Annotated in this window: 11 protein-coding genes; 10 read left to right on the top strand and 1 reads right to left on the bottom strand. The window is 62.8% G+C overall.

Annotation, left to right across the window (positions count from 1 at the left end):
- The first annotated feature begins 7 nt into the window (after nucleotides 1-7).
- The 3 genes from rpoS (at nucleotide 8) to rlmD (ending at nucleotide 3,524) form a co-directional block, all read left to right on the top strand.
- Nucleotides 8-1,087, top strand: coding sequence for an RNA polymerase sigma factor RpoS (rpoS, locus tag F759_RS0104545; protein WP_027798807.1), 1,080 nt, complete (start codon nucleotides 8-10; stop codon nucleotides 1,085-1,087).
- A 4-nt stretch (nucleotides 1,088-1,091) separates the two neighbouring features.
- Nucleotides 1,092-1,868: a 3'-5' exonuclease gene (locus F759_RS0104540; protein WP_027798806.1), complete on the top strand. Its 777-nt coding sequence runs from the start codon at nucleotides 1,092-1,094 to the stop codon at nucleotides 1,866-1,868.
- Nucleotides 1,869-2,093: 225 nt separating this feature from the next.
- Nucleotides 2,094-3,524, top strand: coding sequence for a 23S rRNA (uracil(1939)-C(5))-methyltransferase RlmD (gene rlmD / locus F759_RS0104535; RefSeq protein WP_027798805.1), 1,431 nt, complete (start codon nucleotides 2,094-2,096; stop codon nucleotides 3,522-3,524).
- A gap of 123 nt (nucleotides 3,525-3,647) precedes the next feature.
- On the opposite strand, the gene F759_RS0104530 is transcribed toward rlmD, so the two are convergent.
- On the bottom strand, nucleotides 3,648-4,460 hold the full coding sequence (locus F759_RS0104530; RefSeq protein ID WP_123282643.1) for an outer membrane protein assembly factor BamD: 813 nt from the start codon (nucleotides 4,458-4,460) through the stop codon (nucleotides 3,648-3,650).
- Between the two features lie 86 nt (nucleotides 4,461-4,546).
- On the opposite strand from F759_RS0104530, the gene F759_RS0104525 reads away from it, so the two are divergent.
- From F759_RS0104525 to rimO, 7 genes are all read left to right on the top strand, one after another.
- Complete coding sequence (locus F759_RS0104525; protein WP_027798803.1) at nucleotides 4,547-5,872, top strand: RluA family pseudouridine synthase; 1,326 nt, start codon at nucleotides 4,547-4,549, stop codon at nucleotides 5,870-5,872.
- Nucleotides 5,869-6,726, top strand: coding sequence for a peptidoglycan editing factor PgeF (pgeF, locus tag F759_RS0104520; protein ID WP_027798802.1), 858 nt, complete (start codon nucleotides 5,869-5,871; stop codon nucleotides 6,724-6,726). Before F759_RS0104525 ends, pgeF begins: the two co-directional genes overlap by 4 nt.
- 635 nt (nucleotides 6,727-7,361) lie before the next feature.
- Nucleotides 7,362-9,227, top strand: a complete 1,866-nt coding sequence (gene phaC / locus F759_RS0104510; protein WP_027798801.1) for a class I poly(R)-hydroxyalkanoic acid synthase — start codon at nucleotides 7,362-7,364, stop codon at nucleotides 9,225-9,227.
- A gap of 150 nt (nucleotides 9,228-9,377) precedes the next feature.
- Nucleotides 9,378-10,559, top strand: a complete 1,182-nt coding sequence (locus tag F759_RS0104505) for an acetyl-CoA C-acetyltransferase (RefSeq protein WP_027798800.1) — start codon at nucleotides 9,378-9,380, stop codon at nucleotides 10,557-10,559.
- A gap of 208 nt (nucleotides 10,560-10,767) precedes the next feature.
- A complete protein-coding gene (locus tag F759_RS0104500) occupies nucleotides 10,768-11,508 on the top strand; it encodes a 3-ketoacyl-ACP reductase (RefSeq protein WP_027798799.1) in 741 nt (246 codons plus the stop codon).
- A 129-nt stretch (nucleotides 11,509-11,637) separates the two neighbouring features.
- Nucleotides 11,638-12,261 (top strand): polyhydroxyalkanoate synthesis repressor PhaR, encoded by a 624-nt coding sequence (gene phaR, locus F759_RS0104495; protein WP_027798798.1) that lies wholly within the window; start codon nucleotides 11,638-11,640, stop codon nucleotides 12,259-12,261.
- Between the two features lie 295 nt (nucleotides 12,262-12,556).
- Nucleotides 12,557-13,948, top strand: coding sequence for a 30S ribosomal protein S12 methylthiotransferase RimO (gene rimO, locus F759_RS0104490; protein WP_036023566.1), 1,392 nt, complete (start codon nucleotides 12,557-12,559; stop codon nucleotides 13,946-13,948).
- Nucleotides 13,949-13,951 lie beyond the last annotated feature (3 nt).

The raw sequence follows: 13,951 nt of genomic DNA, 5'->3' as shown, positions 1-13,951 counted from the left end.
TACGACCATGCCGAAACCGAAGCGCCGCCTGCCGCAAGCCGAATCCGAAACGATCAGCGATGCCACGTCCGCTTCGGTGGACGACAGCGGCGCTTCTGAAGCGGAAGACGAAATCGCGGAGGAGCGCGAGCTCGACGACCGTCGGAGCGCGGAAGAAGGCGGCGAGGCGCGCGAAGGCGCGGCCGAGGTCGTGCCGGACGCAGACGATTTCCGCGCTCTGCTGCAAGCCGAGCTAACGGCTGACACGATCCAGCATTATCTGAATCGCATCAGCGTGAAGCCGCTCCTCACTGTAGAGGAAGAGCAAAAGTACTCGCGTCTCGCCAAGGCCGGTGAGTTCGAAGCGCGGCAAGTGATGATCGAGCGCAATCTGCGGCTTGTCGTCAGCATCGCTAAGGGTTATCTGAACCGCGGCGTGCCGCTGCTCGATCTGATCGAAGAGGGCAACCTCGGCTTGATGCACGCCATCGAAAAATTCGATCCCACGCGCGGCTTCCGGTTTTCTACTTATGCGACCTGGTGGATTCGCCAGAGCATCGAGCGCGCGATCATGAACCAGGCGCGCACTGTGCGCTTGCCGGTGCACGTGATTCGCGAGCTCAATCAGGTGCTGCGAGCGAAGCGCCATCTGGAAAAAAATTCGATGAATTCGGGCGAAGCGGCCGAACGGCGCGACGCGAGCATCGACGACATCGCTTATCTGACCGGCAAGACCACCGACGAAGTCACCGACATTCTCGCGCTGAACGAGCACACGGCGTCGCTCGACGCGCCGCTCGACCTCGATCCGGCCAGCAGCCTGCTCGACTTGTTGTCCGACGACCAGAGCCAGTCGCCCGATGCGGAGGTGCAGCATCGGGAGCTGGAAACGCTCACCCGCGCGTGGCTTGCGCGCTTGTCCGACAAGCACCGTCATGTGATCGAACGTCGCTTTGGCCTGAACCACATCGAACCCGCCACGCTCGAAGAGCTGGCCGATGAAATGGGCCTCACGCGCGAGCGTGTGCGCCAGATCCAACAGGAAGCGCTCGTGCGGTTAAAGCGCTTCTTCGCCTCCAACGGCGTTCGGAAAGACGCCGTTCTCTAACCTGATGACACCGATTCTTGTTTTCGACATCGAGACGATTCCCGATGTCGCCGGCATCCGCCGCCTCGAAGATTTGCCCGCGACGATGAGCGACGCCGAAGTCGCCGAGCACGCGTTTGCCGCCCGTCGCGAAAAGACCGGAAGCGATTTTCTGCCGCATCATCTGCAACGGATCGCCGCGATTTCCTGCGTGTTCCGCGACAACAACGGCTTTCGCGTGCGCTCGCTCGGCACGCTCGAAGACGGTGAAGCGGCGCTCGTGCAGTCGTTTTATCGAGTGATCGAAAAGTACACGCCGCAACTCGTGTCGTGGAACGGCGGCGGCTTCGACTTGCCGGTGCTCAACTACCGCGCGCTCGTCAACGGCATTCCCGCCTACCGCTTCTGGGATCTCGGCGAGGACGACCGCGAGTTCAAGTGGAACAACTACATTAGCCGCTATCACGCGCGCCACACGGATCTGATGGACGTGCTCGCGATGTACCAGGCGCGTGCCAATGCGCCGCTCGACGCGCTCGCGAAAATGTGCGGTTTTCCCGGCAAGATGGGCATGGACGGCAGCCAGGTGTGGCACGCGTATCAGGAAGGGCGCATCGAGGAAATCCGCAATTACTGCGAGACCGACGTCGTCAATACGTATCTGCTGTATTGCCGCTTTCAGTTGATTCGCGGCGCATTTTCCGCCGCCGAGTATGCCGACGAGATCAATCTGGTCAAGAACGCGCTGGCGCTCGAAACCGCGCCGCAATGGGCGGAGTACCTGGCGGCGTTCGATCAGTAATCGGCAGAGTGCGGCGAAAGCGGGCGCCGCTCGCGGCTCGCCAGTGAACGCGCTGGCGAGGGCGTGACCCGGCGAGCCGGATGCATCATCCTTTCCGCACCTGGCGTATGCGCCCGGTGCTTCGTTGCCCGACATCCGCTGCCCGGCGTTTGCTTGCGCAGCAATTCGTTGCCCGCGCTTCGTCTACAATCTCGCCTTTCCCCAAAGTTTGTCAGGAAGTCGCAGGTGTCCCGAACTGCCCCCCATCGTCGCTCGCCGAAGCGCTCGTCGAAATACCACAAGACGCCCGCGCCGGCGCCAGCCCTCGTCGTTACCGGCAACGAACCGGTCATTGAAATCGTTTCGCTCGATATGGAAGCGCGCGGCGTGGGCCGCATTGAAAGCGAAGACGGCACGCCCGGCAAGGTAATTTTCGTCGAGGGCGCGCTGCCCGGCGAGCGAGTGAGCTACTCGACACATCGCAGCAAACCGAAATTCGAGCAAGCCGAAGTCGTCCAGGTGTTCCGCGAAAGCGTGATGCGTACGAAGCCGAAATGCGCTTACTTCGACATTTGCGGCGGCTGTTCGATGCAGCATCTCGACATTCGCGCTCAGGTCGCAGTCAAGCAGCGCGTGCTCGAGGACAATCTTCAGCATCTGGCGAAGCTGCGCCCCGAAACGGTGTTCCGGCCGATTCACGGACCCGCTTGGGGCTATCGCTACCGCGCGCGTCTGGCGGTGCGTTTTCTGCCGGAAAAGGGCGGCATGCGCATCGGCTTTCATGAGAAAAAGAGCAGCTACATCGCCGATATGAAAACCTGCGAAGTGCTGCCGCCGCACGTGTCGGCAATGCTGATGCCGCTGCGCTTCATGGTGCGCAAGCTGTCCATTTACGATCGCATGCCGCAGCTGGAACTGGCGGTCGGCTCGTCGGTGACGGCGCTCGTGCTGCGCAACCTGGAGCCTCTGACTCCGGCTGACGAACAGGTGTTGCGCGAGTTCGCCGACGAGCACAACGTGCAGTTCTGGCTCCAGCCGGGCGGCCCGGACTCGGTCACGCCGCTGTATCCGCTTGACGCGCAGCTAGACTACACGCTGCCCGAATACGATATCCGGATGCCGTTCAAACCGACCGACTTCACGCAGGTCAATCACGCGATCAACCGTGTGCTCGTGAGCCGCGCGCTGCGGCTGCTGGCGCCGGCACGCACTGATCGTGTGCTCGATCTGTTCTGCGGGATCGGCAACTTCACGCTGCCGCTCGCGCGCATCGCGAAGGAGGTGGTGGGCATCGAAGGCAGCGACGTGCTGACCTCGCGCGCGCTGGCCAACGCCGAGCTGAACGGGGTGGCGGGGCATACGTCGTTCGCGTGCCGCAATCTCTTCGAAGTCACTGCCGACGATATCCGTGCGCTCGGCCGCTTCGATAAGTTTCTCATCGACCCGCCGCGCGAAGGCGCGCTGGCCGTCGCGAAGGCTTTGGCCGAGATCGCTCAGAGCGGCAATGGGCCGTTGCCCCAACGCATCGTCTATGTGTCCTGCAATCCGTCGACCCTTGCCCGGGACTCGGGCCTGCTCGTGCACGAGGCGGGTTACCGGCTGGTGGGCGCGGGCGTCGTCAACATGTTCCCGCACACGTCGCACGTGGAGTCGATTGCGTTGTTCGAGAGGGATTGAACGACGCAAAACGCTGAGACCTGAACCCCCCAAGCTGAACACAAGCTGAGCACACAAAGCAAAACGCCACGACCAAAGTCGTGGCGTTTTTTAATTCAAGCTGGTTTCAGCGTGCCGCGCGGCTTAGAACTGCCACCACGACTTTTCCTTACCCGGCCTTGCGTGGCCCGTGATGTACGGGCTGTCCGGGAAAGTGCCGGCCAGGACGCGTTTCGTGTCGTCGGCGAGTTGCGGCTGGTTCAGCTTCTCATACGACAGCATCATGATGTGCAGTGCGTCTTCAATAGCCGGAGCGTTCTTGTATTCCTTCAACGCAAGTTGCGCGCGATTGATTGCCGCCACATAAGCGCCACGGCGGTAGTAGTAGTCCGCTGCGTGGACTTCGTGCGAAGCCAGCGCGTTGACGATGTAGCGCATGCGCTGGGCGGCGTCCGGCGCGTATTTGCTGTTCGGGTAACGGTCGACGACGACTTTGAACGCGTCGTACGACTCACGCAGCGACTTCGGATCGCGTTCGCTCATGTCCTGACCGGAGAAGCGGCCGAAGAGACCCAGGTCGTCGTTGAAGTGGATCATGCCCTTCAGGTAGTACGCGTAGGCGATGTCCGGGTGATCCGGATGCAGCTGGATGAAGCGGTCGATAGCCTGGTCGGCGGCCGCGGCTTCATTGTCTTTCCAGTTGCAATACGCGACGTTGATCTGCGCCTGCTGCGCGAAGTGGCCGAACGGATCGCGGCCTTCGAGCATTTCGAAGTATTTCGCGCACTTGCCGAAATCTCCGCCGCTCAAGGCGTCGTTCGCCTCCGTATATAATTTGTTGTTGTTCCACGTTGCCGTTTCGTCGGTCTTCTCCGGCAGGCCGTGACAAGCCGCAACAACCGCGACGGCTGCGGCACACGCAATGTATCCGGCCACTTTCCGGGCCGCGTTCTTCATGGCCTTCAAATTGATCGCCGCTTTAGTGATGGTGTTCAAGGCTCGCATTTTCCAGTCTAGCTTTACGTCCAGGTGACCCAGACTCAATGACCCGCTCAAATACTCCAGGCGCTGCAACCGGTGCCCGGAATAGCAACGAAGATTATAGCGTAAGCGCCGACCCCTCCGACGCGTTGGACGCCGATTCCCTCGACGACGATCTTGGCGCCGACGCGCTCGGCGCAGTGCGTGCGGCGAGCACGGTGCCCACCGTGGCGAACCGTGTCGCGGACGAAACGCCGCGCCATGTCGCGGTGCCCGACGAACTGGCAGGCGAACGCCTCGACAAGGTGATCGCCCGGTTGTTCCCCGAGTTCTCCCGCAACCGTATGCAAAGCTGGATCGAGGCGGAGCGCGTGCGCATCGACGGTAAGCCCGCAAAGATCCGCCAGCCAGTGCCGCTCGGCGCGACCATCGAACTCGTGCCGGATCTGCTGCCCGAGCAGCTCGCATTCACGCCGGAGCCGGTGCCGCTCGAAATCGTCTACGAGGACGACACACTCGTGGTCATCAACAAGCCCGCCGGCATGGTCGTGCATCCGGCGGCCGGGAACTGGAGCGGCACCGTGCTCAACGGCCTGCTGTACCGTTACGGCGACGCGGCGGCGGGCTTGCCGCGCGCGGGCATCGTGCATCGGCTCGACAAGGAAACGTCGGGGCTGATGGTGGTCGCGCGCACGCTCGAGGCGCAGACCGACCTCGTGCGCCAGTTGCAGGCGCGCACCGTGAAGCGCCGCTACCTTGCGCTCGTCTGGGGCAACATGCCCGAAGAAGGCACGATTGACGCGCCGATCGGCCGAGATCCGCGCGAACGTACGCGTATGGCTGTGGTGACGGGCGCATCGGGCAAACCGGCGCGCACGCATTTCCGGCGCGTCGATACGGCGATCTGGCAGCGTCAGCCGGTCACCGCGATTCACTGCGACCTCGAAACCGGTCGCACACATCAGATTCGAGTGCACTGCGCGCATATCGGCCATCCGCTGCTTGGCGATCCGGTGTATGGCCGCGCGCGCGGCAAGCGCTCGGTCACGCCGCTGCCCGGCGAGTTCGCGCGTCAGGCGCTGCATGCATGGCGCCTCGGTCTGGTTCATCCGAAAACCGGCCGCACGATGCAGTGGCGCGCCGACGTGCCCGAAGACATTGCGACGCTCTCGGCGGCGCTGGGTTTGGGCCGCGACGATGCAGGCGAATTCGACGAGACGTACTATGAGGAAGACGGCTACGAAGCATCGCTCGACGATGAGCACGACGGGCACGACGGAGACGACAATCACGACGAGCACGACGAGCACGACGAGCACGACGAGCACGACGAGCACGAAGCAGCCGCGGACCATCCCGAGCAAGACGAGGACGACCACACATCATGAGCTTTCCCGAACTGAGCTTCGCCGATGTCGCGCAGCCCGCATGGAACGTGGCGCCGCGCGTGCGCGCGCTGGTGACGACGCGCGACGGCGGCGTGAGCGAGCCGCCGTTCGGGCGCTGGCGGAACGGCGTGGACCAGCCCGGCGGGCTGAATCTCGGGATGAAATCCGGTGACGATCTGGCGGCCGTTGCCGCCAACCGTGCGCGGCTGCTGGAACTCACGGGCGTGAACGAGGCCGCGTGGCTCGATCAGGTTCACGGCGCCGGCATCGTGCGTGCGGAAGACGCGGTGGCACGCGCGCAAGAGAGCGGCGCGCCGATGCAAGCCGACGCGAGCGTCACCGATCGCGCGGGCATCGCCTGCGTGGTGATGGTCGCCGACTGCATGCCGGTGCTGTTCTGCGACGAAGCGGGGCGCGCAGTCGGCGCGGCACACGCGGGCTGGCGCGGACTCGCTGCCGGCATCGTCGAGCAAACGGCCCGGCGCGTTGCCGGACTCGCCGGCGTGGAAGTGGGCGCGCTCAACGCCTATCTCGGACCTTGCATTGGACCGGACTCGTTCGAAGTCGGTCCGGATGTGCGTGACGCTTTCATAGACGGCGCAAACGGCGCCGAGCGCGATGCGACGGCAAGCACGTTCGTCGCGCATCCGCGAAACGAAGGCAAATATCTGGCGGATCTTCCTGCGCTGGCTCGCCTGCGCTTGCAGCGGCTTGGCGTGACACGCATTGTCGGCGGCGATTTGTGCACGGTCACGCAACGCGAGCGATTCTATTCGTACCGCCGCGATCGTGAGACTGGCCGGATGGCCGCACTCATCTGGCTCGACGATCAGGCACAGACGCTTGGCGATTGACACGTATTGACCGAGTTCGATGGCTGATCGCTAGCGACTGATTTCAGCGACGAATTTTGAGCGACGAATTTTCACCGCCTGACCTGCGGTGCCTGTTGTCCGCAAATCGCTCCAGGCGCGCCGCGCGACGCATTCCTACGAGCATGCGTATGCATGCTTCTTCCGACGCGCGCCGCGCTTTTTTGCTGCGCTGCCGGAACCGCGTCCGCACTGATAAATCGACGCAGACTTCCGGTTCTCCACAACTTCATAAATGTGATTAAAGCGCCGGAGTAAGCGAGTTTTTTCTTCGTCCGCCATGCGATTGACATATGTCCGAAATGCACGATCGGCGATACAGGGAAAACGATAATTAAAAAACTATCGCACTGCGGCAAAATCGGGAACAAGCATTGACATGCCTTGCGATGGGGAGCAAGAATGTTTCTCACAGCTCCTCGTACATGGGACAGGGCGTGACGAGGGCGCGAGCGATCGCCCACGTGCGCAAGAACCTGCCTCTCAACCGTCCGCAAGGACTTACCGGTCTAAAAGCAGGTATGGCAGCTTCTCATTCCTCAGCTTCCCCCAGCACCGACTCCTCGAAGGAGCACACGCAGCAGGCTGATACGAGCGGCGCGACACCGGCCGCGGGCATGCAGCAATTTTTCGACGCATGGTTGAACGCATGGCGCTCGCTGGGTATGACGCCCGGTGGTAGCAGTGGTCCCGGTGGTAACGGCATGCCGTTCGCGATGCCGCCGTTCCCTCAAGCGCAAGGCGCCGCACCGTGGAGCCTGCCGCAAATGCCGTCCATCCCCGGCTTCGCGGGCTTTCCTGGCATGCCTGATTTCAGCAAGCTGGCGGCGGGCGCAATGCCCGCAATGCCATCGCTGGCGGGGTTGAACATGCCAGCTGCGGCGATTCCGCCCGAGCGTCTGCAGAAACTGCAAGCGGACTACACGCGAGAAGCGATGGTGTTGCTTCAGCAGGCGAGCGGCAGCGGCGCGGCGCCGAAAGCGCCGGAACTCAAAGACCGCCGCTTCAGCTCGGACGCATGGAGTTCCACGCCCGCCTTCGCATTCACCGCCGCATGGTATCTGCTAAACGCGCGCTATCTGCAGGAAATGGTCGACGCGCTGGAAGCCGAACCGAAGGTGCGTGAGCGCATCCGTTTTGCGGTTCAGCAATGGACCGCCGCCGCATCGCCGAGCAATTTCCTCGCGTTGAATCCCGAGGCGCAAAAGACCTTGCTCGAAAGCCAGGGCGAAAGCTTGCGTCAGGGCGTAATGAATCTCCTTGCCGACATGCAGCGCGGCAAGATTTCGCAGACCGATGAATCGCGTTTCGTGGTCGGCGAGAATCTCGCGACCACAGAAGGCTCGGTCGTGTTCGAAAACGAGCTGATGCAGCTGATCCAGTACAGGCCGCGCACGGCGAGCGTGCGCGAGCGTCCGCTGCTGATCGTGCCACCTTGCATCAACAAGTACTACATTCTCGATCTCCAGCCGGAGAATTCGCTCGTCGCGCACGCGCTCGATTCAGGGCATCAGGTGTTTCTGATCTCGTGGCGCAACGCGGATGCGTCGATTGCCCATAAAACGTGGGACGACTACGTCGGCGAGGGCGTGCTCACGGCAATGCAAACGGTCAGCCGGATCAGCGGCCGCGAGCAGATCAATACGCTCGGCTTCTGCGTCGGCGGCACGCTGCTCGCCACCGCGCTTGCGGTCGCGGCGGCGCGCGGCGAACATCCGGCTGCGTCGATGACGCTGCTCACCGCGATGCTCGATTTTTCCGACACGGGCGTGCTCGATATCTTTGTCGACGAGGCGCATGTGCAGATGCGCGAGCAGACCGTCGGCGGCAAGAATGGTGCGCCGCCGGGACTGATGCGCGGCGTCGAGTTCGCCAACACGTTTTCGTTTCTACGGCCGAACGACCTGGTGTGGAACTACGTCGTCGACAATTACCTCAAAGGGCGCACGCCCGTGCCGTTCGACCTGCTGTACTGGAACAGCGACTCGACGAGCCTGCCGGGCCCCATGTACGTCTGGTATCTGCGCAATACGTACCTCGAAAACCGTCTGCGCGAGCCAGGTGCGTTGACGACCTGCGGCGAGCCGGTCGACCTGTCGAAGATCGACGTGCCCACCTTCATCTACGGTTCGCGCGAAGACCATATCGTGCCGTGGCAAACGGCCTATGCGTCGGCCCCGCTGCTCAGTGGACCGTTGAAGTTCGTGCTCGGCGCGTCGGGTCATATCGCCGGCGTGATCAACCCGCCCGCGAAAAAGAAGCGCAGCTACTGGACGCTCGAGGGCGAGACCGACGCGTTGCCGGAAAGCCCGGACGAATGGCTCGGCGAGGCGAAGGAAGTGCCCGGCAGCTGGTGGCCCGAGTGGACCACATGGCTCGATCAGTACGGCGGACGAAAAGTGAAGCCGCGCGCCGCAGCGGGCTCGGAAGAGTTTCCGGTCATCGAGCCGGCCCCGGGGCGTTACGTGCGTCAACGTGAATGACGTGATGACGTGGTGACGCGAGCGAGGCGGATGAAGCGTGCGGTCGGACCGAGCGCAACGAAGTAGACGAGCTAGTGATTTGACGAGCAACAAGATTTTTAACTTGACGGGCTGCGGCGTAACCAGCCGATGTGCCCGGAGGATATGGAAATGACTGATGTTGTGATCGTATCGGCCGCGCGTACGGCAGTAGGCAAATTCGGTGGGTCGCTGGCGAAGATCGCGGCGCCCGAACTCGGCGCGACGGTGATTCGCGCGGTGCTCGAACGCGCGGGGCTGAAGCCCGAGCAGGTGAGCGAAGTGATTCTGGGCCAGGTGCTGACGGCGGGCTCCGGTCAGAATCCGGCGCGTCAGTCGCTGATCAAGGCGGGTCTGCCTGCCGCGGTGCCCGGCATGACGATCAACAAGGTGTGCGGCTCGGGCCTGAAAGCGGTGATGCTCGCGGCCAACGCGATCATCGCGGGCGACGCGGACATCGTGATTGCCGGCGGTCAGGAAAACATGAGCGCCGCGCCGCACGTGCTGCCGGGCTCGCGCGACGGTTTCCGCATGGGCGACGCGAAGCTGATCGACTCGATGATCGTCGACGGCCTGTGGGACGTGTACAACCAGTATCACATGGGCGTGACGGCGGAAAACGTCGCGAAGGAATTCGATATCACGCGCGAACAACAGGACGCGTTCGCTGCGCTGTCGCAGAACAAGGCTGAAGCCGCGCAAAAGTCGGGCCGTTTCGACGACGAAATCGTGCCGGTCGAGATTCCGCAACGCAAGGGCGACCCGGTGCGTTTTGCCACCGACGAGTTCGTGCGTCATGGTGTGACGGCGGAATCGCTGGCGGGCCTCAAGCCGGCTTTCTCGAAGGAAGGCACGGTCACGGCGGCCAATGCGTCGGGTCTGAACGACGGCGCGGCGGCGGTGCTCGTGATGTCGGCAAAGAAAGCGGAAGCGCTCGGCCTCACGCCGCTGGCGCGCATCAAGGCGTACGCGAACGCGGGTGTCGATCCGAAAGTAATGGGCATAGGCCCGGTGCCGGCCTCGCGCCGCTGCCTCGAACGCGCGGGCTGGACGCCGGCCGAACTCGACCTGATGGAAATCAACGAAGCGTTCGCCGCGCAGGCGCTCGCGGTGCATAAGCAGATGGGCTGGGACACCTCGAAGATCAATGTGAACGGCGGCGCGATTGCGATCGGCCATCCGATCGGCGCGTCCGGCTGCCGGATTCTCGTCACGCTGCTGCATGAGATGCAAAAGCGCGATGCGAAGAAGGGTCTGGCTTCGCTGTGTATTGGCGGCGGCATGGGCGTCGCGCTGGCGCTCGAGCGCTTCTGAACGAGCGCGCGCCTCGTCTGCGCGAGGCGTCGGCAGTCGCGAGGCAAGGGGTTGGGGTTGACGCTCGCCGCATGTAGCTCGCGGCACGAGGTCAACGGCGACCTCAGAGCCGTTCGCCCGGCGGCGTGGATGAAGCATCTGGCGAGGGTAGAGGTAGCCGAGCGGGGCAGCCGGTCGGCGCCTCGAAAACGATAAGGGAGTCTAGTTCATGACACAGCGAATTGCGTATGTAACGGGCGGGATGGGCGGCATCGGCACGAGCATTTGCCAGCGGTTGCACAAAGAGGGCTATAAGGTCGTCGCGGGCTGCGGGCCGAATTCGCCGCGCCGCGTGAAGTGGCTCGAGGAGCAGAAGGCGCAAGGCTTCGAATTCGTCGCATCCGAAGGCAACGTCGGCGATTGGGAATCGACCAAGGCCGCGTTCGACAAGGTCAAGGCCGAAGTCGGCGAGATCGACGTGCTGGTGAACAATGCGGGCATCACGCGCGACGTTGTGTTCCGCAAGATGACGCACGAAGACTGGACCGCGGTGATCGACACCAATCTGACCAGTCTCTTTAACGTCACCAAGCAGGTGATCGACGGTATGGTGGAGCGCGGCTGGGGCCGCATCATCAACATTTCGTCGGTGAATGGGCAGAAAGGGCAGTTCGGCCAGACCAACTACTCGACCGCGAAGGCCGGCATTCATGGCTTCACGATGTCGCTCGCGCAGGAAGTGGCCACCAAGGGCGTAACGGTCAACACCGTGTCGCCGGGCTACATCGGCACGGACATGGTCAAGTCGATTCGCCCCGACGTGCTGGAAAAGATCGTCGCGACGATTCCGGTGCGCCGCCTCGGCCGGCCGGATGAAATCGGCTCGATCGTGGCGTGGCTCGCGTCGGAAGAATCGGGTTTTTCCACGGGCGCGGATTTTTCGCTGAACGGCGGTTTGCATATGGGCTGAGTTACAGGCGCGCCGCTCACAAGGCAGCGCGTTCTGGCTCGGATGGTTCCGGCGGCGTCCCGGTTGCGCAAATGCCCGATTGCGCAGCCGGCACGCCGTCCGCGCTCTACTTGCGCTCAAAGGCGTTACATGACTACTACTACAAAGAAAGCAGCCGAACGACTGATCAAGAAATATCCGAACCGTCGGCTCTACGATACCGAGACAAGCACGTACATCACGCTGACAGACGTCAAGCAGCTCGTGCTGGATCAGGAGGATTTCAAGGTCATCGATGCGAAGAGCAACGAGGACCTGACGCGTGCGATCCTGCTGCAGATCATTCTCGAGGAGGAGAGCGGCGGCTTGCCGATGTTCTCGTCGTCGATGCTGTCGCAGATCATCCGTTTCTACGGTCATGCGATGCAGGGCATGATGGGCACGTATCTGGAGAAGAACATCCAGGCTTTCATCGACATTCAGGCGAAGCTCGCCGACCAGTCGAAGAACCTGTACGAAGGCAAGGCGATGAACCCGGAGGTCTGGTCGCAGTTCATGAACATGCAGGCGCCGATGATGCAAGGCATGATGACCAGCTACATTGAGCAATCCAAGAACATGTTCGTGCAGATGCAGGAGCAGATGCAGAACCAGGCCAAGTCCATGTTCGCCACATTCCCGTTCACGCCGGGCGGCGCGGTGAATGTGCCGGGCAGCGCGAACACGGCGGCGCCTGCTAGTTCGCAGGCCAATCCTGAGCCGGAGAAGAAGTAGCGGTTTGCTGGCTGCGGTCCGGCGACAGTTCGGGCGTTGGTGGTCGTCGTTGGTGCGCGTTGTGGGTCCGCGTCGCTGGTTCTCTTATCGAGCCGGACGGCGCTGCGGCCTCGGAGCGTAGATGGTCCGGCCGCGCAGCGGGCCAAGCGGCGCGGGCGCGGTACAATGGCGGGTTGCGTGCGCGGGATGCCGAATCCTGAGATCTGGGCGTCGTGAGTTCCCAGTCGCCTGTCCTTGCCGCGCTGTCCCGATCGCCCCATTGTCGCCACGTCACCGCTATACGCCGGATTCATCTATGCCGCAGACCATTCCCTCTATCTCGCCGACGCCTTCCAGTCCGAAGGTCGGCTTCGTCAGCCTCGGATGCCCGAAAGCGCTGGTCGACTCCGAGCAGATCATCACGCAGCTGCGCGCCGAAGGCTATGAGATTTCCGGCACGTACGACGGTGCGGACCTCGTGGTCGTGAATACCTGCGGCTTCATCGACGAAGCGGTGCAGGAAAGTCTCGACGCCATCGGCGAGGCGCTCAACGAAAACGGCAAGGTGATCGTCACCGGCTGCCTCGGCGCCAAGAAGAGTGCGAGCGGCTCGGGGCTCATCGAAGAAGTGCATCCTAAAGTGCTGGCTGTCACCGGTCCGCACGCACTCGGCGAAGTGATGCAGCATGTACACACGCATCTGCCGAAGCCGCACGATCCGTTCGTCGATCTCGTGCCGGCCGCGGGCGTGAAGCTCACCCCACGTCACTACGCGTATCTGAAAATTTCCGAAGGCTGCAATCACCGCTGCACGTTCTGCATCATCCCGTCCATGCGCGGCGATCTCGTGTCGCGTCCGGTCGCGGACGTCATGCTCGAAGCGGAAAACCTCTTCAAGTCCGGCGTGAAGGAACTGCTCGTCATTTCGCAGGACACGAGCGCCTACGGCGTCGACGTCAAATACCGCACCGGCTTCTGGAACGGCAAGCCGATCAAGACGCGCATGACCGATCTGGTCGGCGCGCTCGGCGAACTGGCCGCGCAATACGGCGCATGGGTGCGCCTGCATTACGTGTATCCGTATCCGAGCGTGGACGAAGTCATCCCGATGATGGCGACGGGACCGTACAAAGGCCACGTACTGCCGTATCTCGACGTGCCGTTCCAGCATGCGCATCCTGAAGTATTGAAGCGCATGAAGCGCCCGGCCAACGCCGAGAAAGTGTTGGAGCGCGTGAAGGCGTGGCGCGAGATGTGCCCGGACCTGACGATCCGCAGCACGTTTATCGCGGGTTTTCCTGGCGAGACCGAAGAACAGTTCCAGACGCTGCTCGACTTCATCCGCGAGGCCGAGTTGGACCGTGTTGGCTGCTTTGCGTACTCGCCGGTTGAAGGCGCAACGGCGAACGAACTCGACGGCGCGTTGCCCGACCAGGTGCGCGAGGAGCGCCGCGCGCGCTTCATGGAAGTCGCCGAGGAAGTGTCGGCGAAACGGATCGCGAAGAAAGTCGGCAAGACCCTGAAAGTGCTGGTCGACGAGATCAATGCGGATGGCGGCATTGGCCGCACGGCAGCGGATGCGCCGGAGATCGACGGCGTCGTGTATATCGCGCCGGCCATGAAGGCGTCGAAGCGTTACAAGGTCGGCGATTTCGTGTCGGTGAAGATCACCGGCGCGGACGGCCACGACTTGTGGGGCGAGGTCTGAACG

Source organism: Paraburkholderia dilworthii (assembly GCF_000472525.1).
GTDB classification, from domain to species: domain Bacteria; phylum Pseudomonadota; class Gammaproteobacteria; order Burkholderiales; family Burkholderiaceae; genus Paraburkholderia; species Paraburkholderia dilworthii.
This window is presented reverse-complemented; position numbering and strand designations above follow the sequence as displayed.

Coding starts and splice junctions, on each gene's coding strand:
- rpoS (WP_027798807.1), top strand. CDS start 8: ATGCCGAAACCGAAGCGCCGCCTGCCGCAAGCCGAATCCGAAACGATC.
- F759_RS0104540 (WP_027798806.1), top strand. CDS start 1,092: ATGACACCGATTCTTGTTTTCGACATCGAGACGATTCCCGATGTCGCC.
- F759_RS0104530 (WP_123282643.1), bottom strand. CDS start 4,460: ATGAAGAACGCGGCCCGGAAAGTGGCCGGATACATTGCGTGTGCCGCA.
- F759_RS0104525 (WP_027798803.1), top strand. CDS start 4,547: ATGACCCGCTCAAATACTCCAGGCGCTGCAACCGGTGCCCGGAATAGC.
- pgeF (WP_027798802.1), top strand. CDS start 5,869: ATGAGCTTTCCCGAACTGAGCTTCGCCGATGTCGCGCAGCCCGCATGG.
- phaC (WP_027798801.1), top strand. CDS start 7,362: ATGCAGCAATTTTTCGACGCATGGTTGAACGCATGGCGCTCGCTGGGT.
- F759_RS0104505 (WP_027798800.1), top strand. CDS start 9,378: ATGACTGATGTTGTGATCGTATCGGCCGCGCGTACGGCAGTAGGCAAA.
- F759_RS0104500 (WP_027798799.1), top strand. CDS start 10,768: ATGACACAGCGAATTGCGTATGTAACGGGCGGGATGGGCGGCATCGGC.
- phaR (WP_027798798.1), top strand. CDS start 11,638: ATGACTACTACTACAAAGAAAGCAGCCGAACGACTGATCAAGAAATAT.
- rimO (WP_036023566.1), top strand. CDS start 12,557: ATGCCGCAGACCATTCCCTCTATCTCGCCGACGCCTTCCAGTCCGAAG.